Genomic DNA, 24,107 nt, shown 5'->3' on the forward strand with positions numbered 1-24,107 from the left:
CCGCGGCTTCCACACCATAACCAGATGAAATCCAGAGGTAACAATCATGGCCAAGGGTAAATTCGAGCGCACCAAGCCGCACGTGAACGTCGGCACGATCGGTCACGTTGACCACGGCAAGACCACGTTGACTGCAGCGCTGACCAAGGTTGGCGCGGAGCGCTTCGGCGGCGAGTTCAGCGCGTACGACGCGATCGACCGTGCACCCGAAGAGAAGGCGCGCGGCATCACCATCTCGACCTCGCACGTCGAGTACGAGTCGCCCAACCGCCACTACGCGCACGTCGACTGCCCCGGGCACGCCGACTACGTGAAGAACATGATCACCGGTGCGGCGCAGATGGACGGCGCGATCCTGGTGTGCTCGGCCGCGGACGGCCCGATGCCGCAGACCCGCGAGCACATCCTGCTGGCCCGCCAGGTGGGCGTGCCGTACATCGTGTCCTACCTGAACAAGGCGGACATGGTGGACGACGCCGAGCTGCTGGAGCTGGTGGAGATGGAAGTGCGCGAGCTGCTCTCCAAGTACGACTTCCCCGGCGACGACACCCCGATCATCACCGGTTCGGCGCTGAAGGCGCTGGAAGGCGACCAGAGCGATATCGGCGTGCCCTCGATCATCAAGCTGGTCGATGCGCTGGACAGCTGGATCCCGGAGCCCGAGCGCGACGTGGACAAGGCGTTCCTGATGCCGGTCGAGGACGTGTTCTCGATCTCCGGTCGCGGCACCGTGGTCACCGGCCGCATCGAGCGCGGCATCATCAAGGTGGGCGAGGAAATCGAGATCGTCGGCATCCGTCCGACCGTCAAGACCACCGTCACCGGCGTGGAGATGTTCCGCAAGCTGCTCGACCAGGGTCAGGCAGGTGACAACGCCGGTCTGCTGCTGCGCGGCACCAAGCGTGACGACGTGGAGCGCGGCCAGGTGCTGTGCAAGCCCGGCTCGATCAAGCCGCACACCCAGTTCGAGGGTGAGGTGTACATCCTGAGCAAGGACGAGGGCGGCCGTCATACGCCGTTCTTCAAGGGCTACCGTCCGCAGTTCTACTTCCGCACCACCGACGTGACCGGCGCCTGCGAGCTGCCCGAGGGCGTGGAGATGGTGATGCCGGGCGACAACGTGAAGATGGTGGTCGAGCTGATCAACCCGATCGCGATGGACGAAGGCCTGCGTTTCGCGATCCGCGAAGGCGGTCGCACCGTCGGCGCCGGCGTGGTGTCGAAGATCATCAAGTAATAGCGGTACCTGGCGCTCCGCAAGGGGCGTCGAAACCAGCGAAATGAGGAGCAGGAAGCACCTCGTATTCGCCCGACAGGGAAATGTCGCGTGGCACCACCACTGGCTGTAGCGGATGTGTCCGCAACAGCTTGACGGGCTGATGACACGCGCTTTATACTTTTCTGTCTGGGCAGGCCGGGTAACCGGCCTGCCTTGTTTTGCTACAGATTTCCGTGCCGGCGGGTCAACTCCGGTGTGGAAATGCCCAATGGGGTTCGGTGCACCTAGCCGCCGGCCCGTCGCTCTTTACTTCCAGGGAACACCCGTCATGGCGGACCAAAAGATCCGAATCCGGCTGAAGGCGTACGATCATCGACTGATCGACCGCTCGGCCAGCGAGATCGTCGAGACAGCCAAGCGGACCGGCGCACAAGTGCGTGGTCCGATTCCGCTGCCGACCAAGATCGAGCGCTTCACCGTTCTTACTTCTCCGCACGTCGACAAGGACGCGCGCGACCAGTACGAGACCCGCACGCACAAGCGCGTGCTCGACATCGTCGACCCCAACGACAAGACCGTGGACGCGCTGATGAAGCTCGAACTGGCTGCCGGCGTCGACGTCCAGATCAAGCTGACCTGAGGCAGACATCATGACCGCGAAGAAATATTCGTTGGGCATCGTCGGTCGCAAGGCCGGCATGAGCCGGTTTTTCACCGAGGATGGCCGGTCGGTACCGGTGACGCTGATCGAGGCGACCCCCAACCGGATCACCCAGATCAAGTCCGTCGACACCGACGGCTACAGCTCCGTCCAGGTCACCGTCGGCGTGCGCCGCGCGGCGCTGGTCAACAAGCCCGACGCGGGTCACCTGGCCAAGGCCAAGGTGGGCGCCGGTCGCGGCCTGTGGGAGTTCCGCGTCGCCGACGACAAGCTCGCCGACTTCAACGTCGGTGGCGAGATCAAGGCCGACATCTTTGAAGTGGGCCAGATCGTCGACGTGCAGGGCGTGACCAAGGGCAAGGGCTTCCAGGGCACCGTGAAGCGCTGGAACTTCGCCATGGGCGATGCCACCCACGGTAACTCGCTCTCGCACCGTACGCCGGGTTCCATCGGCCAGCGCCAGACGCCGGGCCGCGTGTTTCCGGGCAAGAAGATGTCCGGCCACATGGGTCAGGTGCAGCAGAGCACGCAGGGCCTGGAAGTGGTCAAGGTCGACGCCGAGCGCGGCCTGATCGCGATCAAGGGCGCGGTGCCGGGCGCGCCGGGCGGCGACGTGATCGTCCGCCCGACGACCAAGGGAGTATGACGATGGAACTTGCCATCAAAGCAATTAACGATAGTGCCGGCAGCAAGACGCTGGCGGTCTCCGAGGAGATCTTCGGCCGCGAGTTCAGCGAGGACCTGGTCCACCAGGTCGTGGTCGCCTACCGCAACGCCGGTCGTGCCGGAACCAAGGCGCAGAAGACGCGCTCGGAAGTCGCCGGCACCACCAAGAAGTCGAAGAAGCAGAAGGGTGGTGGCGCCCGTCACGGTGCCCTGACCGCTCCGATCTTCCGCGGCGGCGGCGTGACCTTCGCGGCCAAGCCGCGCAGCTTCGCGCAGAAGGTCAACCGCAAGATGTACCGCGCGGCGATGGCTTCGATCCTGTCCGAGCTCAACCGCCAGGGTCGCATCACCGTGGTGGAGAGCCTGGAGCTGGATTCGCCCAAGACCACGGGCATGGTTGCCCTGCTCAAGGATCTTGAAGCCGGTCGCCGTCCGCTGCTGGTCACCGAGGATGCCACCGAGAATCTGTACCTCTCGGCGCGCAACTTGCCGTATGTCGAAGTCCGTGACGTGCAGGGCCTGGATCCGGTCGCGCTGGTAGGCGCCGACACGGTCGTGGTCACCGCCGACGCGATCAAGAAGATCGAGGAGTGGCTGGCATGAATGACGCCAAGCTCTACAACGTGATCCGTGCGCCGCGTGTGTCCGAGAAGACCGCACGGCTGCAGGAAGTTTCCAATCAATACGTCTTCGAAGTGGCGACGACGGCAACCAAGGCGGACATCAAGGTCGCCGTGGAAAAGCTGTTCGACGTCAAGGTCGAGGCGGTCAACGTGCTCAACGTGAAGGGCAAAGCCAAAGCCTTCAAGTTCCGCATGGGCCGTCGCCCCGACTGGCGCAAGGCATACGTGACGCTGGCCGATGGCCAGTCGATCGACGTGATGGCCAAGGCTTGAGGATCGACCCATGGCACTAATGACATTCAAACCCACTTCGCCAGGCCGCCGTTCGGCAGTCCGCGTCGTGTCGCCCGAACTCCACAAGGGCGCGCCGTACGCGCCGTTGCTGGAGCCGCAGAGCCGCTCGGGTGGACGTAACCACCACGGCCGCATCACCACCCGCCACATCGGTGGTGGCCACAAGCAGCACTACCGCATCATCGATTTCAAGCGCAACAAGGAAGGCATTCCGGCGCGCGTGGAGCGGATCGAATACGATCCCAACCGCACCGCCCACATCGCCCTGCTGTGCTACGTCGACGGTGAGCGCCGTTACATCATCGCGCCCAAGGGCCTGAAGGCGGGCGACCAGGTGATCGCCGGCCGTGATGCCCCGATCCGTACCGGCAACAGCCTGCCGCTGGCCAACGTGCCGGTCGGCTCCACCGTGCATTGCATCGAGATGAAGCCTGGCAAGGGTGCGCAGATCGCCCGTGCCGCCGGCGCCTCGGTGCAGCTGGTGGCGCGCGAGCAGGGTTACGCAACCCTGCGCCTGCGCTCCGGCGAGATGCGGAAGGTGCCGGTCGAGTGCCGCGCCACCATCGGTGAGGTCGGCAACAACGAGCACAGCCTGCAGAAACTGGGCAAGGCCGGCGCCAAGCGCTGGTTGGGCATCCGCCCGACCGTGCGTGGTGCCGCCATGAACCCGGTCGACCATCCGCACGGCGGTGGTGAGGGCAAGGCTGGCCAGGGCAACCCGCATCCGGTCACCCCGTGGGGTGTCCCGACCAAGGGTTACAAGACGCGGCACAACAAGCGCACGCAGCAGTTCATCGTTCGCGATCGCAGGAGCTAATCGACAATGGCACGTTCACTTAAAAAGGGTCCGTTCGTCGACCACCATCTGATCAAGAAGGTGGAGGCTGCGGCCAACAACAAGCGCCCGATCAAGACCTGGTCGCGCCGCTCGATGGTGCTGCCGGAGATGGTGGGTTTCACCATCGCCGTGCATAACGGTCGCAACCACATCCCGGTGCTGGTCAACGAGAACATGGTCGGCCACAAACTCGGCGAGTTCGCCCTGACGCGTACCTTCAAGGGACACGTCGGCGACAAGAAGAGCCGATAAGGAGATGACCATGGAAGCCAAAGCCATCCTGCGCAGTGCGCGCATCTCCGCCCAGAAAGTACGCCTGGTCGCCGACCAGGTCCGCGGTCAGACCGCCGAGAAAGCAGTCAACCTGCTGAAGTTCTCCGACAAGAAGGCCGCCGATCTCGTCCGCAAGGTTCTGGAGTCGGCCATCGCCAACGCCGAGAACAACCAGGGCGCCGACATCGACGAGCTGAAGGTCACGACGATCATGGTTGACGAAGGTCCAACGCTGAAGCGCTTCATGGCGCGTGCGAAGGGTCGCGGCACCCGCATTCTCAAGCGCACCAGCCACATCACCGTGGTTGTGGGCGACGGCAAGCAGGGCGGAGTCTGATTATGGGTAACAAAGTTCATCCGACCGGCATCCGCCTTGGCATTTCCAAGGACTGGAACTCCAAGTGGTTTGCCGGCAAGAAGCAGTACTCCGAGTACCTGATCGCCGACCTCAAGGTCCGCGAGATGCTGCGCAAGAAGCTCTCGCAGGCCGGCATCTCGAAGATCTTCATCGAGCGCCCGGCCAACAACGCCCGCGTGACCATCCACACCGCCCGTCCGGGCGTGGTGATCGGCAAGCGGGGCGAGGACATCGACAAGCTGCGCAAGGAAGTCAGCGAGATGATGGGCGTGCCTGCCCACATCAACGTGACCGAAGTGCGCAAGCCCGAGCTGGACGCCCAGCTGGTGGCCGAGTCGATTGCCCAGCAGCTGGAGCGTCGCATCATGTTCCGCCGTGCGATGAAGCGCGCGGTCGGCAACGCGATGCGCCTGGGTGCCCTGGGCATCAAGGTCCAGGTCGGTGGCCGCTTGAATGGTGCGGAAATCGCCCGTTCCGAGTGGTACCGCGAAGGTCGTGTGCCGCTGCACACCCTGCGCGCGGACATCGACTACGGCTTTGCCGAGGCGAACACCACCTACGGCATCATCGGCGTGAAGGCATGGGTCTACCGGGGCGAGATCTTCGATTTCTCCCAGGTTGGTCAGGAAAAGCCGGACGACAGCCCGCGCAGCGATCGACGTGACCGCTCGCCCCGTCCGCCCCGCGACTCGAGGTAACGGATCATGTTGCAACCAAAACGAACCAAGTACCGCAAGGTGCACAAGGGCCGCAACGACGGCCTGGCCTGGAGCGGCAACGCTGTCAGCTTCGGCGAGTACGGCCTGAAGGCGACCGCGCACGGCCAGCTCACCGCCCGCCAGATCGAGGCGGCGCGTCGCTCCATCAGCCGTCACGTCAAGCGCGGCGGCAAGATGTGGCTGCGCGTGTTCCCCGACAAGCCGGTCACCAAGAAGCCGATCGAAGTCCGCATGGGCAAGGGCAAGGGCAACGTGGAGTACTGGGTTGCCCAGGTCCAGCCCGGCCGGATGATCTACGAGATCGAGGGCGTGGCTGAAGACGTGGCGCGCGAGGCGTTCCGCCTGGCCGCCGCGAAGCTCTCGGTGACCACCACTTTCGTGACCCGGACGGTGCGGTAATGGAACTCAACAAACTGCGAGAGAAGTCCGCTGACGAGCTCAAGGCCCATCTGACCGAGCTGCACAAGGAAGGGTTCGCCCTTCGCATGCAGCAGGCCACCGGCCAGCTCGCCAAGACCCATGAGGCCCGCCGGGTGCGCCGCGAGATTGCTCGCGTCAACACCCTGCTCGGCGAGAAGAAGTAAGGACCCGCCATGACCGACAACAATACAGAGAAGGCGCTGCGCACGGTCGAAGGACGCGTGGTCAGCAACAAGATGGACAAGACCGTCACCGTGCTCGTGGAGCGCCAGGTCAAGCACGCGCTGTACGGCAAGTACATCCGTCGCTCGACCAAGCTGCACGCGCACGATGCGGAGAACACCTGCAACGAGGGCGACGTGGTCCGGATTACCGAGATCGCGCCGATGTCGAAGACCAAGAACTGGCGTGTGGTGGAAGTTGTCACCCGCGCTGTCGAATAACGAGGAGGCTGAACCATGATCCAGATGCAAAGCTACCTCACGGTGGCAGACAATTCCGGCGCGAAGGAAGTGATGTGCATCAAGGTGCTCGGTGGCTCCAAGCGCCGTTACGCCGCGATCGGCGACGTCATCAAAGTGACCGTGAAGGACGCGATTCCGCGGGGCAAGGTCAAGAAGGGCGACGTCTATGACGCCGTCGTGGTGCGTACCCGCAAGGGCGTTCGTCGCCCGGACGGCTCGTTGATCCGCTTCGACGGCAACGCCGCCGTGCTGCTGAACAACAAGCAGGAGCCGATTGGCACCCGCATCTTCGGGCCCGTGACCCGTGAACTGCGTTCCGAGAAGTTCATGAAGATCGTCTCGCTCGCCCCAGAAGTGCTCTGAGCGGAGGAACCGACATGAACCGTATCAAGAAAGGCGACCACGTGATCGTCACCGCCGGCAAGGACAAGGGCAAGAAGGGTGATGTGGTGCGCGTGGCAGGCGACAAGGTCGTCGTGTCCAACGTCAACATCATCAAGCGCCACACCAAGCCGAACCCGCAGGTCGGCCAGGCCGGCGGCGTGATCGAGCGGGAAGCGCCGATCCATATCTCCAACGTGATGGTGTTCAACCCGGCATCGGGCAAGGGCGAGCGCGTTGGCATCAAAGTGCTGGAGGATGGACGCAAAATGCGTGTGTTCCGCTCCAGCGGCGAGGCGCTAGACGCCTGAGGAATGCTGAAATGACCCGGCTTGAAAAATTCTACAAAGAAGAAGTGGTTCCGTCGCTGGCCGAGAAGTTCGGCTACACGAACCCGATGCAGGTGCCGCGCATCTCCAAGATCACCCTGAACATGGGTGTGGGCGAGGCGGCCACCAACAAGAAGGTGCTGGAGAACGCGGTCGCCGACATGACCAAGATCGCCGGCCAGAAGCCGATCGTGACCAACAGCCGCGTGTCGGTGGCCTCGTTCAAGATCCGTGACGGCTGGCCGATCGGCTGCAAGGTCACCTTGCGCCGTTCCAGGATGTTCGAGTTCCTCGACCGTCTGATCAACGTCTCGCTGCCGCGCGTGCGCGACTTCCGTGGTGTGTCTGGCAAGTCCTTTGACGGGCGTGGCAACTACAACATGGGCGTCAAGGAGCAGATCATCTTCCCGGAAATCGATTACGACCAGGTGGATGCTGTCCGCGGCATGGACATCGCGATCATCACGACCGCGAATACCGATGCTGAAGCCCGCGCCCTGCTGGAAGCGTTCCGCTTCCCGTTCCGCACCTAATCCAAGGATCCCGTTATGGCAAAGACCTCCATGGTCAACCGCGATCTGAAGCGGGCCAAGCTGGCGGAGAAGTATGCCGCCAAGCGCGCCGAGCTGAAGAAGACCATTTCCAGCCCGTCCAGCTCCTACGAGGAGAAGGAAGAGGCGGTCGTCAAGCTGCAGAAACTGCCGCGTGACTCCTCGCCGTCGCGCCAGCGCAACCGTTGCGCCCTGACCGGGCGTTCGCGCGGCGTGTATTCCAAGTTCGGCCTGGGCCGCAACAAGCTGCGCGAAGCCACCATGCGCGGCGACGTTCCGGGCCTGCGCAAGGCCAGCTGGTAAAAAAACTGGTAATGCGGGCCGGTTAGTCTGCTAGACTTGCCGGCTCGCAACGCTCCATGCGTGCCTGCCGTTCCCGGCGCGCCACAACTGAATTCGCAATCGCGCGGATATCGGTGCACTCATCAGGTAACTACACATGAGCATGACTGATCCCATCGCCGACATGTTCGTCCGCATCCGCAATGCGGCCGCGGTCGGCAAGCCGTCGGTAAAAATGCCCTCGTCCAAGACCAAGGTGGCTATCGCCAAGGTGCTGGAAGACGAAGGCTACATCCTCGGCACCACCGTGACCGACATCGGCAACGGCAAGCACGAGCTGCAGGTCGATCTGAAGTACTACGAAGGCAAGCCGGTCATCGAGCAGCTGAAGCGCTACTCGCGCTCGGGACTGCGCCAGTACCGCGGCAAGGACGCGCTGCCCAAGGTCCTCAATGGCCTGGGCGTGTCCATCATTTCCACCTCCAAGGGCATCATGACCGATTCGAAGGCGCGCGAGCTCGGCGTCGGCGGTGAAGTCCTGTGCTTCGTGGCATAAGGGAGTAACGATAATGTCCCGTATTGCCAACAAGCCCATCGTCCTGGCCAAGGGTGTCCAGCTGGACGTCCAGTCGGGCAATGTCACCGTCAAGGGGCCCAAGGGCACCCTGTCGATGGCCGTTCCCGAAGGCGTCCAGATCAAGATCGAGGACGGCCAGGCGCTCATGAGCGCCGACACGCCGGCGAACGTCCCGGTGACCGGCACGATGCGTTCGATCATCGCCAACATGGTGCACGGCGTGTCCGAAGGCTTCGAGCGCAAGCTCGAGCTGGTCGGCGTCGGCTACCGCGCCGCGATGCAGGGCAAGGAGCTGAGCCTGTCGCTCGGCTTCTCGCACCCGGTCGTGTTCACCGCTCCGGAAGGCATCACCATCACCACCCCGACCCAGACCGAAGTGCTGGTGCAGGGTGCCGACAACCAGCGTGTTGGTGAAGTGGCTGCCAAGATTCGTGGCTTCCGTCCGCCCGAGCCCTACAAGGGCAAGGGTGTGAAGTACGCCGGCGAGACCATCATTCGCAAGGAAGCCAAGAAGGCCTGATCACCATCAGGGGCCTTCAGCTTTCGAGGACCAGACAATGAACAAGAACATCGCCCGCCTGCGTCGCGCCAAGTCGACCCGTTCGCACATCCGCACCCTCGGCGTGCCGCGCCTGTCGGTGCTGCGTACCGGCCAGCATCTGTACGCGCAGGTCTTCACTGCCGACGGTTCGCAGTGCCTTGCCGCCGCCTCGACCACCCAGTCCAGCGTGATGGAAGGCCTGAAGAACGGTCGCAACGCCGATGCCGCCGCCAAGGTTGGCCAGGCCATCGCCGCCGCAGCCAAGGCCGCCGGCATCGAGAAGGTCGCGTTTGACCGCTCGGGCTACCGCTACCACGGTCGCGTCAAGGCGCTGGCCGATGCCGCTCGCGAGGGTGGCCTGCAGTTCTGATCCGGGATGGGGCGAACGCCCCGTTCTGGTACCTGCCGACGCGGGTTGCGTCGGGTGTGATCCCAGGTTCCTGTGGTCGCACGGCGCCCGGACGTGTCAACAATCATAAGCGGCACCGCCGCAAATTCCCTATTCAAACCAGGTAACTGCAAGATGGCTAACGAACGCGATTCACGGGGGCGTGGTCCCCGCGACGAAATCGACGACGGCATGATCGAGAAGCTGATCACCGTCAACCGTGTCAGCAAGACCGTCAAGGGCGGTCGCCAGTTCACCTTCACCGCGCTGACGGTGGTCGGTGACGGCGGCGGCAAGGTCGGCATGGGTTACGCGAAGGCACGCGAAGTGCCGGCCGCGATCCAGAAGTCGATGGAGCAGGCACGCAAGAACATGAAGGGCGTCGATCTGAACAACGGCACGCTCTGGCATTCGGTCAAGTCCGGCCACGGTGCGGCGCATGTGTACATGCAGCCGGCGTCGGAAGGTACTGGCGTGATCGCCGGCGGCGCCATGCGCGCGGTGCTCGAGGCGGTCGGCGTGCGTGACGTGCTGGCCAAGGCCACCGGTTCACGCAACCCGATCAATCTGGTCCGGGCAACCCTGCGTGGCCTGTCCGAGATGCATTCGCCGGAGAAGATCGCGGCCAAACGCGGCAAGAAGGTCGAGGAATTGAACCATGGCTGATGCAACTGAAAACAAGAGTGGCACCGTCAAGGTGCGTCTGGTCAAGGGTCTGCGTGGCACCCAGGGTCGTCACCGCCTGTCGGTGAAGGCATTGGGCCTGCGCAAGATCAATGACGTCCGCGAGCTGAAGGACAGCCCGCAGGTTCGTGGCCTGATCAATACGGTCCACTACCTGGTCCGGGTCGAGGAGTAATACCATGCGTCTCAATACACTCTCGCCCGCAGAGGGCGCCCGCGAAGACCGCAAGCGCGTCGGTCGCGGTATCGGTTCCGGCTTGGGCAAGACCGCCGGTCGTGGACACAAGGGCTCGTTCGCGCGGTCCGGCAAGGGCAAGATCAAGGCCGGCTTCGAAGGCGGCCAGATGCCGATGCAGATGCGTCTGCCCAAGATCGGCTTCCGCAGCAAGACCAAGAACGACACCGCCGAAGTCATGCTCTACCAGTTGGACAAGCTTGAGGCGGGCGAGATCGATTTCGCCGCCCTGCGTGCCGCCGGCCTCGTGCCGAGCCGCGCCAAGCGCGCCAAGCTGGTGGTGAAGGGCGAGGTCGGCAAGAAGTTCGTGTTCAAGGGCGTGCTGGCCACGGCCGGTGCCAAGGCCGCCATTGAAGCGGCCGGCGGCAAGGTCGAGGAGTAAGTCACCGATGGCGCGTAGCAACAACGCCATGGCCGGCATGGGCGGCGGGCTCGGCAAGTTCACCGAGCTCCGCCAGCGCCTCATGTTCGTGCTGGGAGCACTGGTCGTCTACCGGGTGGGATGTTACATCCCGGTGCCGGGCGTCAATCCCGAGGCGATGTTGCGCTTGATGGAAAGCCAGCAGGGCACCATCGTGGACATGTTCAACATGTTCTCCGGTGGTGCGCTGGAGCGCTTCAGCCTGTTCGCGCTGAACGTGATGCCCTACATCTCCGCGTCCATCATCATGCAGCTGATGGTGCAGATCCTGCCCAGCATGAAGGCGATCCAGAAAGAGGGCGAGTCGGGCCGGCGCAAGATCACCCAGTGGTCGCGCCTTGGTGCGATCCCGTTGGCGGTGTTCCAGGCCTGGGGCATTGCAACGGCGCTGCAGGCCGGCGGCGCCAGCCAGGGCATTCCGGTGGTCTACAGCCCCGGCGCCGGCTTTGTCATCACCGCGGTCATCTCGCTTACCGCCGGCACCATGTTCCTGATGTGGCTGGGCGAGCAGGTAACCGAGCGCGGCATTGGCAACGGTGTCTCGCTGATCATTTTCGCCGGCATCGTCGCAGGGCTGCCGTCGGCCGCGTTGAACATGTTCGAGCAGGTCCGCAACGGCGAGATGGGCACGCTCACCGCCATGGCGGTCGTCGCCATCGTATTGGCCGTTACCTTCTTCGTGGTGTTTGTCGAGCGTGGCCAGCGGCGGATCACGGTCAATTACGCGCGCCGCCAAGGCGGCCGCAGCGCGTACATGAACCAGTCCTCGTTCCTGCCGCTGAAGCTCAACATGTCGGGCGTGATCCCGCCGATCTTCGCGTCCAGCATCGTGATGTTCCCGGCAACCGCGGCAACGTGGTTCAGCCAGGGGGATTCGTCGTCGTTCATGCTCAAGGTCAGCCAATGGCTGAATCCGGGCGAGCCACTGCACATGCTGCTTTACGGTGGCCTGATCGCGGGCTTCACGTTCTTCTATACGGCGCTGGTCTTCAACTCGCAGGAGACCGCCGACAACCTGAAGAAGTCGGGGGCCCTGATTCCGGGCATCCGTCCGGGCAAGGCGACCGCCGACTATGTCGACGGGGTGCTGACCCGGCTGACGGCAGCGGGCGCGACCTACCTGGTCATCGTCTGCCTGCTGCCGGAAGTGATGCGCTCGCAGATGGGCACCTCGTTCTACTTCGGTGGCACCTCGCTGCTGATTGTCGTGGTCGTGGTGATGGACTTCATTGCGCAGATCCAGGCGCACCTGATGTCGCACCAGTACGAAAGCCTGCTGAAAAAGGCGAACCTGAAGGGTTCCCGCGGTGGCGCCGGCGCGCGCTGAACGAAAGGTGTTGATTCAGGCCAGTCGCTTCGGCTAAACTGGCGCGTCATCTTCGGCACGCATTGGCCGTGGATGTTGCAGATGTATCGAAAGCCCGGCTCCCACACCGGCTTTCATCAGGGCGACCTGCGCGACGTCTCGCGCGCAGGTGGATCCGGACCCATCTGCGCGCCAGAGTAGCGCGCGGTGTCCGGGAAGGCGGCTTGACAGCGCTTTCCCGGTCAGTCCTGGTTCGTCGCCGGAGCATGGGCACACTCCCCATGCCGTTGCGGTGCGGCGTCTTTGTCGGCGCACTGCTTCCTACGACCCGGGACCTAGATGATTTTTCGATTCACTAATCAGTGAACCTTTCCACCGAGTTGTCAGGGCTCGGTTGCCAAACCAGTTGGAGATCGCGTTATGGCGCGTATTGCGGGCGTCAATCTGCCTGCCCAGAAGCACGTCTGGGTCGGGCTGCAGAACATCTACGGCATTGGCCGTACCCGTTCCAAACAGGTCTGCGAGTCGGCCGACGTCAAACTGTCGACCAAGATCCGCGACCTGTCCGAGCCGGAAGTCGAGCGTCTGCGCGGCGAGATCGGCAAGTTCATCGTCGAAGGCGACCTGCGTCGCGAAATCGGCATGTCGATCAAGCGCCTCATGGACCTGGGTTGCTACCGCGGCCTGCGTCACCGTCGCGGCCTGCCGCTTCGTGGCCAGCGCACCAAGACCAACGCACGTACCCGCAAGGGTCCGCGTCGGGCCATCCGGAAGTAAGGGGTAGATCATGGCCAATCCAAGCGGCTCGAAGACGAAGAAGAAGGTCAAGCGCGTCGTCACCGACGGCGTTGCGCACGTCCACGCTTCGTTCAACAACACCATCATCACGATCACCGACCGCCAGGGCAATGCGCTCTCGTGGGCGACGTCGGGCGGCGCGGGTTTCCGCGGTTCGCGCAAGTCGACCCCGTTTGCCGCCCAAGTGGCGGCCGAAAAGGCCGGCCGTGCTGCGCTCGACTACGGCGTCAAGTCGTTGGAAGTGCGCATCAAGGGCCCGGGTCCGGGTCGGGAATCCGCCGTTCGTTCGCTGAACAACGTCGGGTACAAGATCATCAACATCATCGACGTGACGCCGATTCCGCACAACGGTTGCCGCCCGCCGAAAAAGCGTCGCGTCTGAGGAGCTGAAGAAGAATGGCTCGTTATATTGGTCCCACCTGCAAACTTGCCCGTCGCGAAGGCGTCGATCTCGGCCTCAAGTCCGCCTCGCGCGCGCTTGACTCCAAGTGCAAGCTCGAGCAGAAGCCCGGTCAGCATGGCGCGACGCTCCGTCGCGGCAAGATGTCCGATTACGCCAACCAGCTCCGTGAGAAGCAGAAGGTCAAGCGCACTTACGGCTTGCTTGAGCGCCAGTTCCGGAACTACTACAAGAAGGCGGCGGCGAAGCGCGGCAACACGGGTGAAATCCTGTTGCAGTTGCTCGAAACCCGTCTCGACAACGTCGTTTACCGCATGGGCTTTGCGGTGACCCGGCCGGCCGCGCGCCAGCTGGTGTCGCACCGCGGTGTCACGGTCAACGGCAAGTCGGTCAACCTGCCTTCCTACCAGGTCAAGGCCGGTGACGCGATTGCGTTGTCCGAGCGTGCGCAGAAGCAGTTGCGCGTGCAGGAGTCGCTGACCGTGTCGCAGCAGATGGACCTGTCGCCGTCCTGGATCGATGTGGACAGCAAGAAGTTCGCAGGTGTCTTCAAGGCGATTCCGGAGCGTACGGACCTGTCGGCGGACATCAACGAAGCGCTGATCATCGAGCTGTACTCGAAGTAATCCATCTGTTCTTGAGCCTCCGACCCGCCGGGTCGTGGGCTCACAGGAGACTCCACAAAATGACGGTTACCGCCAATCAGGTGCTGCGCCCACGCGGTCCCCAGATCGAACGCCTCACCGACAACCGCGCACGGGTGGTCATCGAGCCGCTCGAGCGTGGCTACGGTCACACGCTGGGCAACGCGTTGCGCCGGGTCCTGCTGTCCTCGATCCCGGGCTTTGCGATTACCGAAGTCGAGATCGATGGCGTGCTGCACGAATACACCACGGTCGAAGGATTGCAGGAGGACGTGCTCGAGGTCCTGCTCAACCTGAAGGACGTCGCCATCACCATGCACTCCGGCGAGTCGGCGACCCTGTCGCTGAGCAAGCAGGGTCCCGGCGTGGTGACCGCGGCTGATATCAAGACCGACCACAACGTCGAAGTCGTCAACGGCGACCACGTGATCGCGCACTTGACCAAGGACACCGCGCTCAGTATGCGCATCAAGGTCGAGCGTGGTTACGGCTACCAGCCCGCGACCAGCCGCCGCAATCCGGAGGAGGAGACCCGCACCATCGGTCGTCTCATGCTGGATGCGAGCTTCAGCCCGGTCCGCCGCGTGGCGTACTCGGTGGAAGCCGCACGCGTCGAGCAGCGCACCGACCTGGACAAGCTGATCATCGACATCGAGACCAACGGCACCATCGACGCGGAAGAGGCGGTTCGCACCGCCGCGGAAGTGCTCAGTGACCAGCTGTCGGTGTTCGGCGACTTCACCCAGCGCGAGCGCGGTGCAGCCAAGCCGGCCAGCACCGGGATCGATCCGGTGTTGCTGCGTCCGATCGACGATCTGGAACTGACCGTGCGCTCGGCCAACTGCCTCAAGGCGGAAAGCATCTACTACGTCGGCGATCTGATCCAGAAGACCGAAGTCGAACTGCTGAAGACGCCGAACCTCGGCAAGAAGTCGCTCACCGAGATCAAGGAAGTGCTTGCCCAGCGCGGCCTCTCGCTCGGCATGAAGCTCGAAAACTGGCCGCCTGCAGGCATCGCCTCGCACGGCATGATGGGCTAAACAGGAAACAACACTCATGCGCCACCAGAAATCAGGACGCAAATTCAACCGTACCAGTGCCCATCGCGATGCGATGTTCACCAATATGGCCGCGTCGCTCATCAAGCACGGAGCAATCCGTACGACCCTGCCCAAGGCCAAGGAGCTGCGCCGCGTGGCGGAGCCGCTGATCACCCTTGGCAAGACGGATGGCGTTGCCAACCGTCGCCTCGCCTTCTCGCGCCTGCGCGACAAGGAAGCGGTGGGTACGCTGTTCGTCGAACTCGGCCCGCGTTACAGCGCGCGTCCGGGTGGTTACCTGCGCATCCTCAAGTGCGGCTTCCGTGCCGGTGACAATGCGCCGATGGCCTACGTGGAACTGGTTGACCGTCCGCAATCCGCGGCGGAGTAATCGCTCCTCGACTGCGACGTGGTGGTAACGCCCTGTCGAGCGCATCAACCCTGGCCGTGTGCCGGGGTTTTTGCGTTAAGCGCGCATCGCTTTGCGCATGCGCCACAAGTCCGTATCGTGTAGCCCCATGACGACACCCGCAACGCCTGCCTCCCGTTTCCGCCGCCGTTTCCTGCTGGGCTTTCTTGCCTGCGCCGGCCTGATCGGCTACGCGCTCTACACGCAATTCTACGGCGGGCTGCTGCCGTGTCCGTTGTGCATCTTCCAGCGGGTCGCATTTGCGGCGCTCGGGCTGGTGTTCCTGATCGGCGGAGTGCACGCACCGCTCGCGCGGGCGGGGCGACGAACATACGGCGGACTGGCCTTCCTGGCTGCCCTGGTTGGGATGGCAGTGGCCGGCAACCACGTCCGTCTGCAGCATCTGCCGCCCGACCAGGTGCCTGCCTGCGGCCCGGGACTGGACTACATGCTCGAAGCGATGCCTTTGACCGGCGTGATCCGCAAGGTCATGACCGGATCGGGCGAGTGCGCGGAAGTGGACTGGAGCTTTCTCGGCCTGGCGATGCCGGCCTGGAGCCTGATCTGGTTTGTTCTGCTGGGCGCCTGGGCCCTGTACGCGGCCGCGCGTAGCGACTGAAACCACTGCAACACCCGATGGACGACGCCCGCGGGGCGGCGTTGCAACTGGGTCGGTCCGCATGGATGATGTAATGCTGCTTCGCAACAAAAGTCCTGACGCCATGCCCACCGCCGAACGTAGCCTGCACCCCGTGAATCTCCCCGAGAACTGGAACCCGACCTCCTGGCGCGAGCGCACCGCGCTCCAGTTGCCGACCTACGGCGACGCCGAGGAGCTTGCCGGGGTGCTCGCGGAGCTGCGGGCGCTGCCGCCGCTGGTGACGTCCTGGGAAATCCTCGCGCTCAAGCAGCAGATCGCCGACGCCCAGGAAGGCAAGTGCTTCGTGTTGCAGGGCGGTGATTGCGCCGAGACCTTCGATGCGTGCTCGTCGGACGTCATTTCGAACCGCCTGAAGGTGCTGTTGCAGATGAGCCTGGTGCTCGTGCACGGCATGCGCAAGCCGGTCGTGCGGGTAGGGCGGTTTGCCGGCCAGTACGCCAAGCCGCGTTCGGCCGACAGCGAGACGATTGATGGCGTGACCCTGCCGAGCTACCGCGGCGACATGGTCAATGCGCCGTTGTTCGAAGCTGCCGCGCGACGCCCGGATCCACGGCGCATGGTCAAGGCGCATGCGCGTTCGGCGATGACGATGAATTTCGTGCGTGCGCTGATCGACGGCGGGTTTGCCGATCTGCGGCATCCCGAGTACTGGAACCTCGACTGGGTCGGGCACTCGCCGCTGGCCGCCGAGTACCGCCACATGGTCGAGTCCATCGGCGATGCGGTCCGTTTCATGGAAACGCTGTCGGGCGGATCGGTCCGCAACCTGGACCGGGTCGACTTCTACACCTCGCACGAGGCGCTGCTGCTGCCGTACGAGGAGTCGTTCACCCGCCAGGTGCCGCGTCACTGGGGCTGGTTCAACCTGAGCACCCATTACCCGTGGATCGGCATGCGTACGGCGGCGATCGACGGCGCCCACGTCGAGTACTTCCGTGGCATCCGCAACCCGATAGCCGTCAAGGTCGGGCCCTCGGTCACGCCGGATCAGCTGATGCGGGTGGTGGATGTGCTCAACCCCCAGGACGAGCCGGGTCGCCTGACGCTGATCCATCGCATGGGCGCGGCGCATATCGCCGAGAAACTGCCGCCGCTGCTGGATGCGGTACGCCGCGACGGTCGCCGCGTGCTGTGGGTGTGCGACCCGATGCATGGCAACACCGAAGCCACCGCGAATGGTTACAAGACGCGCAAGTTCGCCAACATCGGCGACGAGCTGGAGCTGGCCTTTGACCTGCACGCCGCCGCCGGGACCCGGTTGGGTGGGGCGCATCTGGAGCTGACCGGCGAGGACGTCACCGAGTGCACCGGTGGCGCGCGCGGCCTGACCGAAGTCGACCTGGAGCGTGCGTACCATTCCACCGTCGACCCGCGGCTGAACTACGAGCAGGCGCTGGAGGTCGCGATGCTGATCGTGCGCAAGCAGTCGCAGCTCTCGGCGGCCGACAAGAGCGCATAGGCCGGACAGCCGGCACAGGTGCAGCAACAAAAAAGCCGCCCGTGATGGGCGGCCTTTTCGTGTCCGCCCCGCGCGTGGTGCACGGGGCGGTTGCGGGCGCTCAGCTGCGGCTGGCGCGCTTGCGGTCGGTCTCGGTCAGGTGCTTCTTGCGAAGGCGGATTTCCCTCGGCGTCACCTCGACCAGCTCGTCGTCCTCGATGAAGTCCAGCGCCTGCTCCAGGGTGAACTTGATCGCCGGCGTCAGCTTGATCGCATCGTCCTTGCCCGAGGCGCGCATGTTGGTCAGCGGCTTGGTCTTGATCGGGTTGACGGTGAGGTCGTTGTCCTTGGAGTGGATGCCGATGAGCTGGCCTTCGTAGACGTTGTCGCCCTCGGCGGCAAACAGCTTGCCGCGCTCTTCCAGTGGCCCCAGTGAATAGGCGGGGGTGGCGCCGGCCGAGTTGGAGATCATCACGCCGTTGGGGCGCTTGGCGATCGCGCCGACCTCGCGCGGGCCGTAATGGTCGAACACATGGAACAGCAGGCCGGTGCCCTGGGTCAGGGTCTTGAACTCGTTCTGGAAGCCGATCAGGCCGCGCGCGGGGATCATGTAATCCAGACGCACGCGTCCCTTGCCGTCGGACTCCATGTTCTTCAGCTGGCCCTTGCGGATGCCCAGCTTCTCCATCACGCCGCCCTGGTGCTGCTCCTCGATATCGACCACCAGCTGCTCGACCGGCTCCATCAACTGGCCGTCGATCTCCTTGATGATCACTTCCGGGCGCGACACCGCCAGCTCGAAGCCTTCGCGGCGCATGGTCTCGATCAGCACCGACAGGTGCAGCTCGCCGCGGCCGGACACCAGGAACTTGTCCGGATCCGAGCCTTCCTCGACCTTGAGGGCGACGTTGTGCAGCGTCTCGCGCTCCAGGCGCTCGCGGATCTGGCGGCTGGTGATGAACTTGCCGCCGCTGAAGTCCTTGCGGCCGGCGAACGGCGAGTTGTTGACCTGGAAGGTCATCGAGATGGTCGGCTCGTCCACGGTCAACGGCGGCAGCGCCTCGGGCTTGTCCACCGAGCACAGCGTGTCGGAAATGCCCAGGTCCTGCACACCGGAGATGGCGATGATGTCGCCGGCTTCGGCCTCTTCCACCTCGACCCGCTCCAGGCCCATGAAGCCCAGCACCTGCAACACCTTGGCCTGGCGCTTCTTGCCTTCGCGGTCGATCACGGTGACCGGCATGTTGGTGCGCACCTTGCCGCGCTGGATGCGCCCGACGCCGATCAGGCCGACGAAGCTGTTGTAGTCCAGCTGGCTGATGCGCATCTGGAACGGACCGTCGGGGTCCACCGCCGGCGGCGGCACGTGCTTCATGATCGCCTCGTACAGCGCGGTCATGTCGCCGTCGCGCACCGTGTCCTCCAGACCGGCATAGCCGTGCAGCGCGGAGGTGTAGACGATCGGGAAGTCGAGCTGCTCGTTGGTCGCGCCGAGCTTGTCGAACAGGTCGAACACCTGGTCGATCACCCAGTCCGGACGCGCGCCGGGACGGTCGATCTTGTTGATCACCACGATCGGCTTGAAGCCCATCGCGAATGCCTTCTGGGTGACGAAGCGCGTCTGCGGCATCGGCCCGTCCATCGCATCCACCAGGATCAGTACCGAGTCGACCATCGAGAGCACGCGCTCGACCTCGCCGCCGAAGTCGGCGTGTCCAGGGGTGTCGACGATGTTGATCCGGTTGCCCTGCCAGGTGATGGCGGTATTCTTGGCCAGGATCGTGATGCCACGTTCCTTTTCCTGGTCGTTGCTGTCCATCACCCGCTCGGCCAGCACAGTGCGGTCGGAGAACGTGCCGGACTGCTTGAGCAGGCAATCAACGATGGTGGTTTTGCCGTGGTCAACGTGGGCGACGATGGCGATATTGCGAAGGCGTTCGATGGACATGGGGTAGAGCGGCGCGTAGGCAGCTTTCATAAGGAAGTCCGCCAGTATATATGCCCGCGAGTTCGGCGCGGTAACCGGCGCAGGGTGGGTTAAACTTGGGGGTCTGGCGTTCACCCAAGCGCCCCCTTGAGAAAACCGGAGTCACGACATGAGCCTGATAGCCAATTTCGATACCGAGCGCGGCCCGATCCGCATTGAGCTGGCCGCCGACAAGGCGCCGCTGACGGTCGCCAACTTCGTCAACCTGGCCCAGCGCGGCTTCTACGACGGCCTGAATTTCCACCGCGTCCTGGCCGATTTCATGGTCCAGGGCGGCTGCCCGCAGGGCACCGGCACCGGCGGTCCCGGCTACCGTTTCGAAGACGAGACCGGCAACGGCCTGGCCCACGAGCGCGGCGTGCTGTCGATGGCCAATGCGGGCCCGGGCACGAACGGCAGCCAGTTCTTCATCACCCACGTGCCGTGCTCATGGCTGGATGGCAAGCACACCGTGTTCGGCAAGGTGATCGAAGGCCAGGAGATCGTTGACAGCGTCAAGCAGGGCGACAAGATCAAGTCGGTCAAGATCGAAGGCGACGCCGATGCGGCACTGGCGGCCAAGGCCGACCGCGTTGCGGAGTGGAACAAGACCCTCGACGCCGCGCAAGGCAGCTGATCGGGTGCGATCATTTCCGGCGCGCCGCCGCGCGCCGTGAGACCCGTTTGCGATACAAGACCTTGAAACGCCTGGTCGCTTCGAAGCAACCCCCGCCGGCGCCTGATGTCCGGCCTGGTTGCTGTGCCCACCTCACCACTCCTTATCCTTTGAGATTGTTGCGATGCCCCAGTTTGCCCAGCGCATCGGTCGGGCCCAGCCCAGCGCGATCATGCAGGTCGCCGAGAAGGCCAAACGGCTGAAGGCCGAAGGCCGCGACATCATCAACTTCTCGATCGGCGTGCCCAACTTCCTGCCCGGCGACCACATCTATGCCGCGGCGCGCGAATCCCTGGCCCACGACAGCGGCCAGTACGGCAGCAACCGCGGCTCCGACGCGCTGCTGGAGGCCTTCCTCGCGCACCTGGAAAAAATCGGCCTGACCGGTTACACCGTGGCCAATCTGGCCAGCGGAATTGGCGCCAAGCAGGTGATCTACAACCTGGCCGAGGCGCTGCTCGACGAGGGCGACACCATCGCGTTCGCGGTGCCGTACTGGACCAGCTACCGCGACATCGCGGCCATCGTCAACGCGAAGGTCGATCTGCTGCCGTGTCCTGCCGCCCAGGACTACAAGCTGACGCCGCAGCAGCTTGAGGCCGCGCTGGAGAAGAAGCCGCGGGTGTTCCTGTTCAACAACCCGTCCAATCCCACCGGCATGGTCTACGGCAGGGAGGAGATCGCTGCGTTGGCCGACGTGCTGGTGCGCTATCCCGATACCTGGATCATCACCGACGACATCTACCACGCGATGGTGTTCGACGAGCTGGGCTACCACAACTTCGCCCACGCCCGGCCGGAACTGCGTGATCGGCTGATCTTTGTCGACTCGCTGTCCAAGACCTACGGCATGCCCGGTTGGCGCGTGGGCCTGATGGCGGGTCCGGAGTCGGTCGCCAAGGCGATTGCCACACTCAATTCCAACCACATCACCAGCATCCCCGAGGTCGTCCAGGCGGCAGCGGTGGCCGCAATGGCAGGGCCGCAGGATGTGCCGGCCGCCAAGCGGCGCGAGTTCCAGGCCAAGCGCGACCAGGTCATGGACGTGATGGACGCAATCCCCGGCGTGGTCTGCCCGCGTCCGCAGGGCGCGTTCTACGCGTTTCCCGATGTCAGCGTCGCGTTCGGTCGGGTGCACGGTCCCAGCGGTCTGGCGATCGCTGACGACCTGACATTCTGCAGCGTGCTGCTGGAAACCAAGGGCGTGGCGTGCGTGCCCGGTTCGGCCTTCGGTGAGCCGCGTGCCGTGCGCATCAGCTACACCTGCCCGACCCCGCAGCTGGCCCCGGGCCTGCAGCGGTTTGCCGAATTTTTCGCCGAATTGAACTGAGTCGACGCTTCCCGTCCCGCATCCCCACCTGTGTCAGGAGCCCCCATGAAGAATCCCGTTCGCGTTGCCGTTACCGGCGCTGCCGGCCAGATCGGTTACTCCCTGCTGTTCCGCATCGCGTCCGGCGAGATGCTCGGCAAGGACCAGCCGGTGATCCTGCAGATGCTCGAGCTGCCGATGGAGAAAGCCCAGGCCGCACTGAAGGGCGTGATGATGGAGCTGGAAGACTGCGCGTTTCCGCTGCTGGCCGGCATCATCGGTACCGATGACGCCGAAGTCGCCTTCAAGGATGCCGACTTCGCCCTGCTGGTTGGCGCGCGCCCGCGTGGCCCGGGCATGGAGCGCAAGGACCTGCTGCTGGAGAACGCGAAGATCTTCACCGCCCAAGGCGCGGCGCTGAACAAGGTCGCCAGCCGCGATGTCAAGGTGCTGGTGGTGGGCAACCCGGCCAACACCAACGCCTACATTGCGATGAAGTCCGCGCCCGATCTGGACCCGGCCAACTTCACCGCGATGCTGCGCCTGGACCACAACCGCGCGCTGTCGCAGCTCGCCAACAAGGCCGGCGTGCCGGTCGGCGACATCGAGAAGCTGGTCGTGTGGGGCAACCACAGCCCGACCATGTACCCCGACTACCGCTTCGCCACCGTCAACGGCGAGTCGCTGAAAGACAGGATCAACGACGCCGACTGGAACGCCAACACCTTCATTCCGCAGGTCGGCAAGCGGGGCGCAGCGATCATCGAGGCGCGCGGCCTGTCCTCGGCGGCCTCGGCGGCCAATGCCGCCATCGACCACATGCGTGACTGGGTGCTGGGCAGCGACGGCAAGTGGGTGACCATGGGCGTCCCCTCCGACGGCAGCTACGGCATCCCCGAGGGCATCATCTACGGCGTGCCGGTGATCTCCGAAAACGGCAAGTACACGCGCGTGGAAGGCCTGGAAGTCGACGACTTCAGTCGCGCCGCGATGGACAAAACGCTCGCCGAACTGGAAGAAGAGCGCGCCGGGGTTGCGCACCTGCTGGGCTGAGCACGCCGGATAGAGATTCCGACGGGGCAGCTTCGGCTGCCCCGTCGCGTTCAGGGCCGGCCAGTGCCGCGCCTCGGCTAGAATGGTGATCCGTGCCGCGCCGTCTCCGGCGCCGCTCGACACCGCCATTCACGTACGCCGTCCGACGACCACAAGCCGCCGGAACACGGTCTGGACCATCACCATTGGAGCCGAGATGAGCGACACCCCCGTTACCAAGCCGAAGCAGAAAAAATCCGTTGCCCTCAGCGGCACCCCGGCCGGGAATACCGCGCTGTGCACCGTGGGCCTCAGCGGGAATGACCTGCATTACCGCGGCTACGACATCCACGATCTCGCGACCAAGTCGAGTTTCGAAGAGGTCGCCCACCTGCTCGTGCACGGCGTGCTACCCACCCGCGCCCAGCTGGCGGCGTACAAGACGAAACTGCGTCGCCTGCGGGGTTTGCCGGCGCTGGTGACCGAAGTGCTTGAGCTGGTGCCGGCCAACGCCCATCCGATGGACGTGCTCCGCACCGGCTGCTCGATGCTGGGCACGGTGTTGCCCGAACGGGACACGCATCCGGCATCGGAGGCGCGCGACATCGCCGATCGCCTGATCGCCAGCTTCGGCTCGATGTTGCTGTACTGGTGGCACTTCACCCGCAACGGCCGCCGGATCGATGTCGAAACCGAAGACGACAGCGTCGCCGCGCATTTTCTCCACCTGCTGCACGGTGAGCCGGCCAGCGCGCTGCATGCCGATGCGCTGGACAAATCGCTGGTGCTGTACGCCGAGCACGAGTTCAACGCCTCCACCTTCGCCGGTCGCGTGATCGCCGGCACGGGGTCGGATCTGTACTCGTGCCTGACGGGCGCCATCGGCGCGCTGCGCGGACCCAAGCACGGCGGCGCCAACGAAGTGGCGATGGACATCATCAGCCGCTACAGCAGCGCCGACGAGGCCGAGGCCGACATCCGCGCGCGCATGGAGCGCAAGGAGATCGTCATCGGCTTCGGCCACCCGGTGTACACCGTCGGGGATCCGCGCAATCCGATCATCAAGGAGATCAGCCGCACCCTGTGCGAGGACGGTGGCAACCAGGTGTTGTTCGATGTCTCCGAGCGCATCGAGAACCTGATGATGGACAGCAAGAAGATGTTCCCCAACCTCGACTGGTACAGCGCGTCGGCGTACCACATGATGGGTATCCCGACCGCGATGTTCACCCCGCTGTTCGTGATCGCGCGGACGACGGGCTGGAGCGCCCACGTGATCGAGCAGCGCGAGGACGGCAAGATCATCCGCCCGAGCGCGACCTACGTCGGTCCCGAAGACAAGGATTACGTGGAGCTGGACAAGCGCTGAGCGATCGCGAGGTCGCGTGACGCGGCAGCATGCAAAAGGCCGCGCATCTGCGTGGCCTTTTTTGTGCAGCGACGTCTGGTTCAGCGCAGGCGGACGGTCATCGTCTGCCGATGACTGGGGCAATTGCCTGCGCGG

Annotated in this window: 35 protein-coding genes; 34 read left to right on the plus strand and 1 reads right to left on the minus strand. The window is 64.3% G+C overall.

The genetic code is table 11. From position 1 onward, the window contains the following. Positions 1-46 precede the first annotated feature (46 nt). From tuf to INQ41_RS02625, 30 genes are all read left to right on the plus strand, one after another. A complete protein-coding gene (gene tuf, locus INQ41_RS02480; RefSeq protein WP_193985918.1) occupies positions 47-1,237 on the plus strand; it encodes an elongation factor Tu in 1,191 nt (396 codons plus the stop codon). Between the two features lie 310 nt (positions 1,238-1,547). Beyond that, positions 1,548-1,859, plus strand: coding sequence for a 30S ribosomal protein S10 (gene rpsJ, locus INQ41_RS02485; RefSeq protein WP_043959538.1), 312 nt, complete (start codon positions 1,548-1,550; stop codon positions 1,857-1,859). Between the two features lie 10 nt (positions 1,860-1,869). Next, positions 1,870-2,526: a 50S ribosomal protein L3 gene (gene rplC, locus INQ41_RS02490; RefSeq protein WP_193985936.1), complete on the plus strand. Its 657-nt coding sequence runs from the start codon at positions 1,870-1,872 to the stop codon at positions 2,524-2,526. Next, positions 2,523-3,149, plus strand: a complete 627-nt coding sequence (gene rplD / locus INQ41_RS02495; RefSeq protein ID WP_193985938.1) for a 50S ribosomal protein L4 — start codon at positions 2,523-2,525, stop codon at positions 3,147-3,149. Before rplC ends, rplD begins: the two co-directional genes overlap by 4 nt. After that, positions 3,146-3,442: a 50S ribosomal protein L23 gene (gene rplW / locus INQ41_RS02500; protein ID WP_036196034.1), complete on the plus strand. Its 297-nt coding sequence runs from the start codon at positions 3,146-3,148 to the stop codon at positions 3,440-3,442. The genes rplD and rplW overlap by 4 nt, the downstream gene beginning before the upstream one ends. A gap of 10 nt (positions 3,443-3,452) precedes the next feature. Next, a complete protein-coding gene (rplB, locus tag INQ41_RS02505) occupies positions 3,453-4,280 on the plus strand; it encodes a 50S ribosomal protein L2 (protein WP_043959541.1) in 828 nt (275 codons plus the stop codon). A 6-nt stretch (positions 4,281-4,286) separates the two neighbouring features. Then, entirely contained in the window at positions 4,287-4,553 is a 267-nt protein-coding gene (gene rpsS, locus INQ41_RS02510) for a 30S ribosomal protein S19 (RefSeq protein ID WP_043959542.1), read from the plus strand. Positions 4,554-4,563: 10 nt separating this feature from the next. Continuing rightward, on the plus strand, positions 4,564-4,911 hold the full coding sequence (gene rplV, locus INQ41_RS02515; protein ID WP_043959586.1) for a 50S ribosomal protein L22: 348 nt from the start codon (positions 4,564-4,566) through the stop codon (positions 4,909-4,911). A gap of 2 nt (positions 4,912-4,913) precedes the next feature. Then, positions 4,914-5,630, plus strand: coding sequence for a 30S ribosomal protein S3 (gene rpsC / locus INQ41_RS02520; protein ID WP_043959543.1), 717 nt, complete (start codon positions 4,914-4,916; stop codon positions 5,628-5,630). Positions 5,631-5,636: 6 nt separating this feature from the next. Then, positions 5,637-6,050, plus strand: coding sequence for a 50S ribosomal protein L16 (gene rplP, locus INQ41_RS02525; RefSeq protein ID WP_043959544.1), 414 nt, complete (start codon positions 5,637-5,639; stop codon positions 6,048-6,050). After that, entirely contained in the window at positions 6,050-6,235 is a 186-nt protein-coding gene (rpmC, locus tag INQ41_RS02530) for a 50S ribosomal protein L29 (RefSeq protein ID WP_043959545.1), read from the plus strand. The genes rplP and rpmC overlap by 1 nt, the downstream gene beginning before the upstream one ends. 9 nt (positions 6,236-6,244) lie before the next feature. Continuing rightward, the gene (gene rpsQ, locus INQ41_RS02535) at positions 6,245-6,514 is read left to right on the plus strand and encodes a 30S ribosomal protein S17 (RefSeq protein WP_193985939.1); all 270 of its coding nucleotides are present in this window, start codon (positions 6,245-6,247) and stop codon (positions 6,512-6,514) included. Between the two features lie 15 nt (positions 6,515-6,529). Beyond that, positions 6,530-6,898 carry a 50S ribosomal protein L14 gene (rplN, locus tag INQ41_RS02540; RefSeq protein ID WP_193985941.1) on the plus strand — a complete coding sequence of 123 codons (369 nt, stop codon included), beginning with the start codon at positions 6,530-6,532 and terminating at the stop codon, positions 6,896-6,898. A gap of 14 nt (positions 6,899-6,912) precedes the next feature. Further along, positions 6,913-7,227: a 50S ribosomal protein L24 gene (rplX, locus tag INQ41_RS02545; RefSeq protein WP_193985943.1), complete on the plus strand. Its 315-nt coding sequence runs from the start codon at positions 6,913-6,915 to the stop codon at positions 7,225-7,227. 11 nt (positions 7,228-7,238) lie between these two features. Beyond that, complete coding sequence (gene rplE, locus INQ41_RS02550) at positions 7,239-7,778, plus strand: 50S ribosomal protein L5 (RefSeq protein WP_193985945.1); 540 nt, start codon at positions 7,239-7,241, stop codon at positions 7,776-7,778. A 15-nt stretch (positions 7,779-7,793) separates the two neighbouring features. Continuing rightward, positions 7,794-8,099 carry a 30S ribosomal protein S14 gene (gene rpsN, locus INQ41_RS02555; RefSeq protein ID WP_193985954.1) on the plus strand — a complete coding sequence of 102 codons (306 nt, stop codon included), beginning with the start codon at positions 7,794-7,796 and terminating at the stop codon, positions 8,097-8,099. Positions 8,100-8,235: 136 nt separating this feature from the next. Beyond that, on the plus strand, positions 8,236-8,634 hold the full coding sequence (gene rpsH, locus INQ41_RS02560; RefSeq protein ID WP_193985956.1) for a 30S ribosomal protein S8: 399 nt from the start codon (positions 8,236-8,238) through the stop codon (positions 8,632-8,634). Positions 8,635-8,647: 13 nt separating this feature from the next. Then, positions 8,648-9,175, plus strand: a complete 528-nt coding sequence (rplF, locus tag INQ41_RS02565) for a 50S ribosomal protein L6 (RefSeq protein ID WP_193985958.1) — start codon at positions 8,648-8,650, stop codon at positions 9,173-9,175. Between the two features lie 37 nt (positions 9,176-9,212). Then, the gene (gene rplR / locus INQ41_RS02570; RefSeq protein ID WP_193985960.1) at positions 9,213-9,566 is read left to right on the plus strand and encodes a 50S ribosomal protein L18; all 354 of its coding nucleotides are present in this window, start codon (positions 9,213-9,215) and stop codon (positions 9,564-9,566) included. Between the two features lie 153 nt (positions 9,567-9,719). After that, positions 9,720-10,250, plus strand: a complete 531-nt coding sequence (gene rpsE, locus INQ41_RS02575; RefSeq protein WP_043959554.1) for a 30S ribosomal protein S5 — start codon at positions 9,720-9,722, stop codon at positions 10,248-10,250. Continuing rightward, entirely contained in the window at positions 10,243-10,443 is a 201-nt protein-coding gene (gene rpmD, locus INQ41_RS02580) for a 50S ribosomal protein L30 (RefSeq protein ID WP_193985962.1), read from the plus strand. Before rpsE ends, rpmD begins: the two co-directional genes overlap by 8 nt. Before the next feature lie 4 nt (positions 10,444-10,447). Continuing rightward, a complete protein-coding gene (rplO, locus tag INQ41_RS02585; protein ID WP_193985964.1) occupies positions 10,448-10,885 on the plus strand; it encodes a 50S ribosomal protein L15 in 438 nt (145 codons plus the stop codon). A gap of 28 nt (positions 10,886-10,913) precedes the next feature. Continuing rightward, positions 10,914-12,251 carry a preprotein translocase subunit SecY gene (secY, locus tag INQ41_RS02590; protein ID WP_407070795.1) on the plus strand — a complete coding sequence of 446 codons (1,338 nt, stop codon included), beginning with the start codon at positions 10,914-10,916 and terminating at the stop codon, positions 12,249-12,251. A gap of 399 nt (positions 12,252-12,650) precedes the next feature. After that, a complete protein-coding gene (rpsM, locus tag INQ41_RS02595; protein WP_043959558.1) occupies positions 12,651-13,007 on the plus strand; it encodes a 30S ribosomal protein S13 in 357 nt (118 codons plus the stop codon). Positions 13,008-13,017: 10 nt separating this feature from the next. Continuing rightward, positions 13,018-13,410, plus strand: a complete 393-nt coding sequence (gene rpsK / locus INQ41_RS02600; RefSeq protein WP_043959559.1) for a 30S ribosomal protein S11 — start codon at positions 13,018-13,020, stop codon at positions 13,408-13,410. Between the two features lie 14 nt (positions 13,411-13,424). Beyond that, positions 13,425-14,054, plus strand: coding sequence for a 30S ribosomal protein S4 (gene rpsD / locus INQ41_RS02605; RefSeq protein WP_043959560.1), 630 nt, complete (start codon positions 13,425-13,427; stop codon positions 14,052-14,054). 59 nt (positions 14,055-14,113) lie between these two features. Then, on the plus strand, positions 14,114-15,112 hold the full coding sequence (locus INQ41_RS02610) for a DNA-directed RNA polymerase subunit alpha (RefSeq protein ID WP_193985967.1): 999 nt from the start codon (positions 14,114-14,116) through the stop codon (positions 15,110-15,112). A 16-nt stretch (positions 15,113-15,128) separates the two neighbouring features. Further along, the gene (gene rplQ, locus INQ41_RS02615) at positions 15,129-15,503 is read left to right on the plus strand and encodes a 50S ribosomal protein L17 (RefSeq protein WP_043959562.1); all 375 of its coding nucleotides are present in this window, start codon (positions 15,129-15,131) and stop codon (positions 15,501-15,503) included. A 127-nt stretch (positions 15,504-15,630) separates the two neighbouring features. Further along, positions 15,631-16,140, plus strand: a complete 510-nt coding sequence (locus tag INQ41_RS02620; protein WP_193985969.1) for a disulfide bond formation protein B — start codon at positions 15,631-15,633, stop codon at positions 16,138-16,140. A gap of 103 nt (positions 16,141-16,243) precedes the next feature. Beyond that, positions 16,244-17,641: a class II 3-deoxy-7-phosphoheptulonate synthase gene (locus INQ41_RS02625; RefSeq protein WP_193987169.1), complete on the plus strand. Its 1,398-nt coding sequence runs from the start codon at positions 16,244-16,246 to the stop codon at positions 17,639-17,641. A 100-nt stretch (positions 17,642-17,741) separates the two neighbouring features. On the opposite strand, the gene typA is transcribed toward INQ41_RS02625, so the two are convergent. Next, on the minus strand, positions 17,742-19,568 hold the full coding sequence (gene typA, locus INQ41_RS02630) for a translational GTPase TypA (RefSeq protein WP_193987170.1): 1,827 nt from the start codon (positions 19,566-19,568) through the stop codon (positions 17,742-17,744). Positions 19,569-19,716: 148 nt separating this feature from the next. Between typA and INQ41_RS02635 the strand changes: the two genes are divergently transcribed. From INQ41_RS02635 to prpC, 4 genes are all read left to right on the plus strand, one after another. Beyond that, complete coding sequence (locus INQ41_RS02635; protein ID WP_193985971.1) at positions 19,717-20,223, plus strand: peptidylprolyl isomerase; 507 nt, start codon at positions 19,717-19,719, stop codon at positions 20,221-20,223. A 163-nt stretch (positions 20,224-20,386) separates the two neighbouring features. After that, on the plus strand, positions 20,387-21,592 hold the full coding sequence (locus INQ41_RS02640; protein ID WP_193985973.1) for an aminotransferase class I/II-fold pyridoxal phosphate-dependent enzyme: 1,206 nt from the start codon (positions 20,387-20,389) through the stop codon (positions 21,590-21,592). Between the two features lie 45 nt (positions 21,593-21,637). After that, positions 21,638-22,624 carry a malate dehydrogenase gene (locus tag INQ41_RS02645; RefSeq protein WP_193985975.1) on the plus strand — a complete coding sequence of 329 codons (987 nt, stop codon included), beginning with the start codon at positions 21,638-21,640 and terminating at the stop codon, positions 22,622-22,624. 196 nt (positions 22,625-22,820) lie between these two features. Then, complete coding sequence (gene prpC, locus INQ41_RS02650; protein WP_193985977.1) at positions 22,821-23,972, plus strand: bifunctional 2-methylcitrate synthase/citrate synthase; 1,152 nt, start codon at positions 22,821-22,823, stop codon at positions 23,970-23,972. Positions 23,973-24,107: the final 135 nt, after the last annotated feature.

This window comes from Lysobacter ciconiae (genome assembly GCF_015209725.1).
GTDB lineage: Bacteria > Pseudomonadota > Gammaproteobacteria > Xanthomonadales > Xanthomonadaceae > Novilysobacter > Novilysobacter ciconiae.

Excerpts from the sequence above, each read along its gene's own strand:
- tuf (WP_193985918.1), top strand. The coding sequence starts at position 47 with ATGGCCAAGGGTAAATTCGAGCGCACCAAGCCGCACGTGAACGTCGGC.
- rpsJ (WP_043959538.1), top strand. The coding sequence starts at position 1,548 with ATGGCGGACCAAAAGATCCGAATCCGGCTGAAGGCGTACGATCATCGA.
- rplC (WP_193985936.1), top strand. The coding sequence starts at position 1,870 with ATGACCGCGAAGAAATATTCGTTGGGCATCGTCGGTCGCAAGGCCGGC.
- rplD (WP_193985938.1), top strand. The coding sequence starts at position 2,523 with ATGACGATGGAACTTGCCATCAAAGCAATTAACGATAGTGCCGGCAGC.
- rplW (WP_036196034.1), top strand. The coding sequence starts at position 3,146 with ATGAATGACGCCAAGCTCTACAACGTGATCCGTGCGCCGCGTGTGTCC.
- rplB (WP_043959541.1), top strand. The coding sequence starts at position 3,453 with ATGGCACTAATGACATTCAAACCCACTTCGCCAGGCCGCCGTTCGGCA.
- rpsS (WP_043959542.1), top strand. The coding sequence starts at position 4,287 with ATGGCACGTTCACTTAAAAAGGGTCCGTTCGTCGACCACCATCTGATC.
- rplV (WP_043959586.1), top strand. The coding sequence starts at position 4,564 with ATGGAAGCCAAAGCCATCCTGCGCAGTGCGCGCATCTCCGCCCAGAAA.
- rpsC (WP_043959543.1), top strand. The coding sequence starts at position 4,914 with ATGGGTAACAAAGTTCATCCGACCGGCATCCGCCTTGGCATTTCCAAG.
- rplP (WP_043959544.1), top strand. The coding sequence starts at position 5,637 with ATGTTGCAACCAAAACGAACCAAGTACCGCAAGGTGCACAAGGGCCGC.
- rpmC (WP_043959545.1), top strand. The coding sequence starts at position 6,050 with ATGGAACTCAACAAACTGCGAGAGAAGTCCGCTGACGAGCTCAAGGCC.
- rpsQ (WP_193985939.1), top strand. The coding sequence starts at position 6,245 with ATGACCGACAACAATACAGAGAAGGCGCTGCGCACGGTCGAAGGACGC.
- rplN (WP_193985941.1), top strand. The coding sequence starts at position 6,530 with ATGATCCAGATGCAAAGCTACCTCACGGTGGCAGACAATTCCGGCGCG.
- rplX (WP_193985943.1), top strand. The coding sequence starts at position 6,913 with ATGAACCGTATCAAGAAAGGCGACCACGTGATCGTCACCGCCGGCAAG.
- rplE (WP_193985945.1), top strand. The coding sequence starts at position 7,239 with ATGACCCGGCTTGAAAAATTCTACAAAGAAGAAGTGGTTCCGTCGCTG.
- rpsN (WP_193985954.1), top strand. The coding sequence starts at position 7,794 with ATGGCAAAGACCTCCATGGTCAACCGCGATCTGAAGCGGGCCAAGCTG.
- rpsH (WP_193985956.1), top strand. The coding sequence starts at position 8,236 with ATGAGCATGACTGATCCCATCGCCGACATGTTCGTCCGCATCCGCAAT.
- rplF (WP_193985958.1), top strand. The coding sequence starts at position 8,648 with ATGTCCCGTATTGCCAACAAGCCCATCGTCCTGGCCAAGGGTGTCCAG.
- rplR (WP_193985960.1), top strand. The coding sequence starts at position 9,213 with ATGAACAAGAACATCGCCCGCCTGCGTCGCGCCAAGTCGACCCGTTCG.
- rpsE (WP_043959554.1), top strand. The coding sequence starts at position 9,720 with ATGGCTAACGAACGCGATTCACGGGGGCGTGGTCCCCGCGACGAAATC.
- rpmD (WP_193985962.1), top strand. The coding sequence starts at position 10,243 with ATGGCTGATGCAACTGAAAACAAGAGTGGCACCGTCAAGGTGCGTCTG.
- rplO (WP_193985964.1), top strand. The coding sequence starts at position 10,448 with ATGCGTCTCAATACACTCTCGCCCGCAGAGGGCGCCCGCGAAGACCGC.
- secY (WP_407070795.1), top strand. The coding sequence starts at position 10,914 with ATGGCCGGCATGGGCGGCGGGCTCGGCAAGTTCACCGAGCTCCGCCAG.
- rpsM (WP_043959558.1), top strand. The coding sequence starts at position 12,651 with ATGGCGCGTATTGCGGGCGTCAATCTGCCTGCCCAGAAGCACGTCTGG.
- rpsK (WP_043959559.1), top strand. The coding sequence starts at position 13,018 with ATGGCCAATCCAAGCGGCTCGAAGACGAAGAAGAAGGTCAAGCGCGTC.
- rpsD (WP_043959560.1), top strand. The coding sequence starts at position 13,425 with ATGGCTCGTTATATTGGTCCCACCTGCAAACTTGCCCGTCGCGAAGGC.
- INQ41_RS02610 (WP_193985967.1), top strand. The coding sequence starts at position 14,114 with ATGACGGTTACCGCCAATCAGGTGCTGCGCCCACGCGGTCCCCAGATC.
- rplQ (WP_043959562.1), top strand. The coding sequence starts at position 15,129 with ATGCGCCACCAGAAATCAGGACGCAAATTCAACCGTACCAGTGCCCAT.
- INQ41_RS02620 (WP_193985969.1), top strand. The coding sequence starts at position 15,631 with ATGACGACACCCGCAACGCCTGCCTCCCGTTTCCGCCGCCGTTTCCTG.
- INQ41_RS02625 (WP_193987169.1), top strand. The coding sequence starts at position 16,244 with ATGCCCACCGCCGAACGTAGCCTGCACCCCGTGAATCTCCCCGAGAAC.
- typA (WP_193987170.1), bottom strand. The coding sequence starts at position 19,568 with ATGTCCATCGAACGCCTTCGCAATATCGCCATCGTCGCCCACGTTGAC.
- INQ41_RS02635 (WP_193985971.1), top strand. The coding sequence starts at position 19,717 with ATGAGCCTGATAGCCAATTTCGATACCGAGCGCGGCCCGATCCGCATT.
- INQ41_RS02640 (WP_193985973.1), top strand. The coding sequence starts at position 20,387 with ATGCCCCAGTTTGCCCAGCGCATCGGTCGGGCCCAGCCCAGCGCGATC.
- INQ41_RS02645 (WP_193985975.1), top strand. The coding sequence starts at position 21,638 with ATGAAGAATCCCGTTCGCGTTGCCGTTACCGGCGCTGCCGGCCAGATC.
- prpC (WP_193985977.1), top strand. The coding sequence starts at position 22,821 with ATGAGCGACACCCCCGTTACCAAGCCGAAGCAGAAAAAATCCGTTGCC.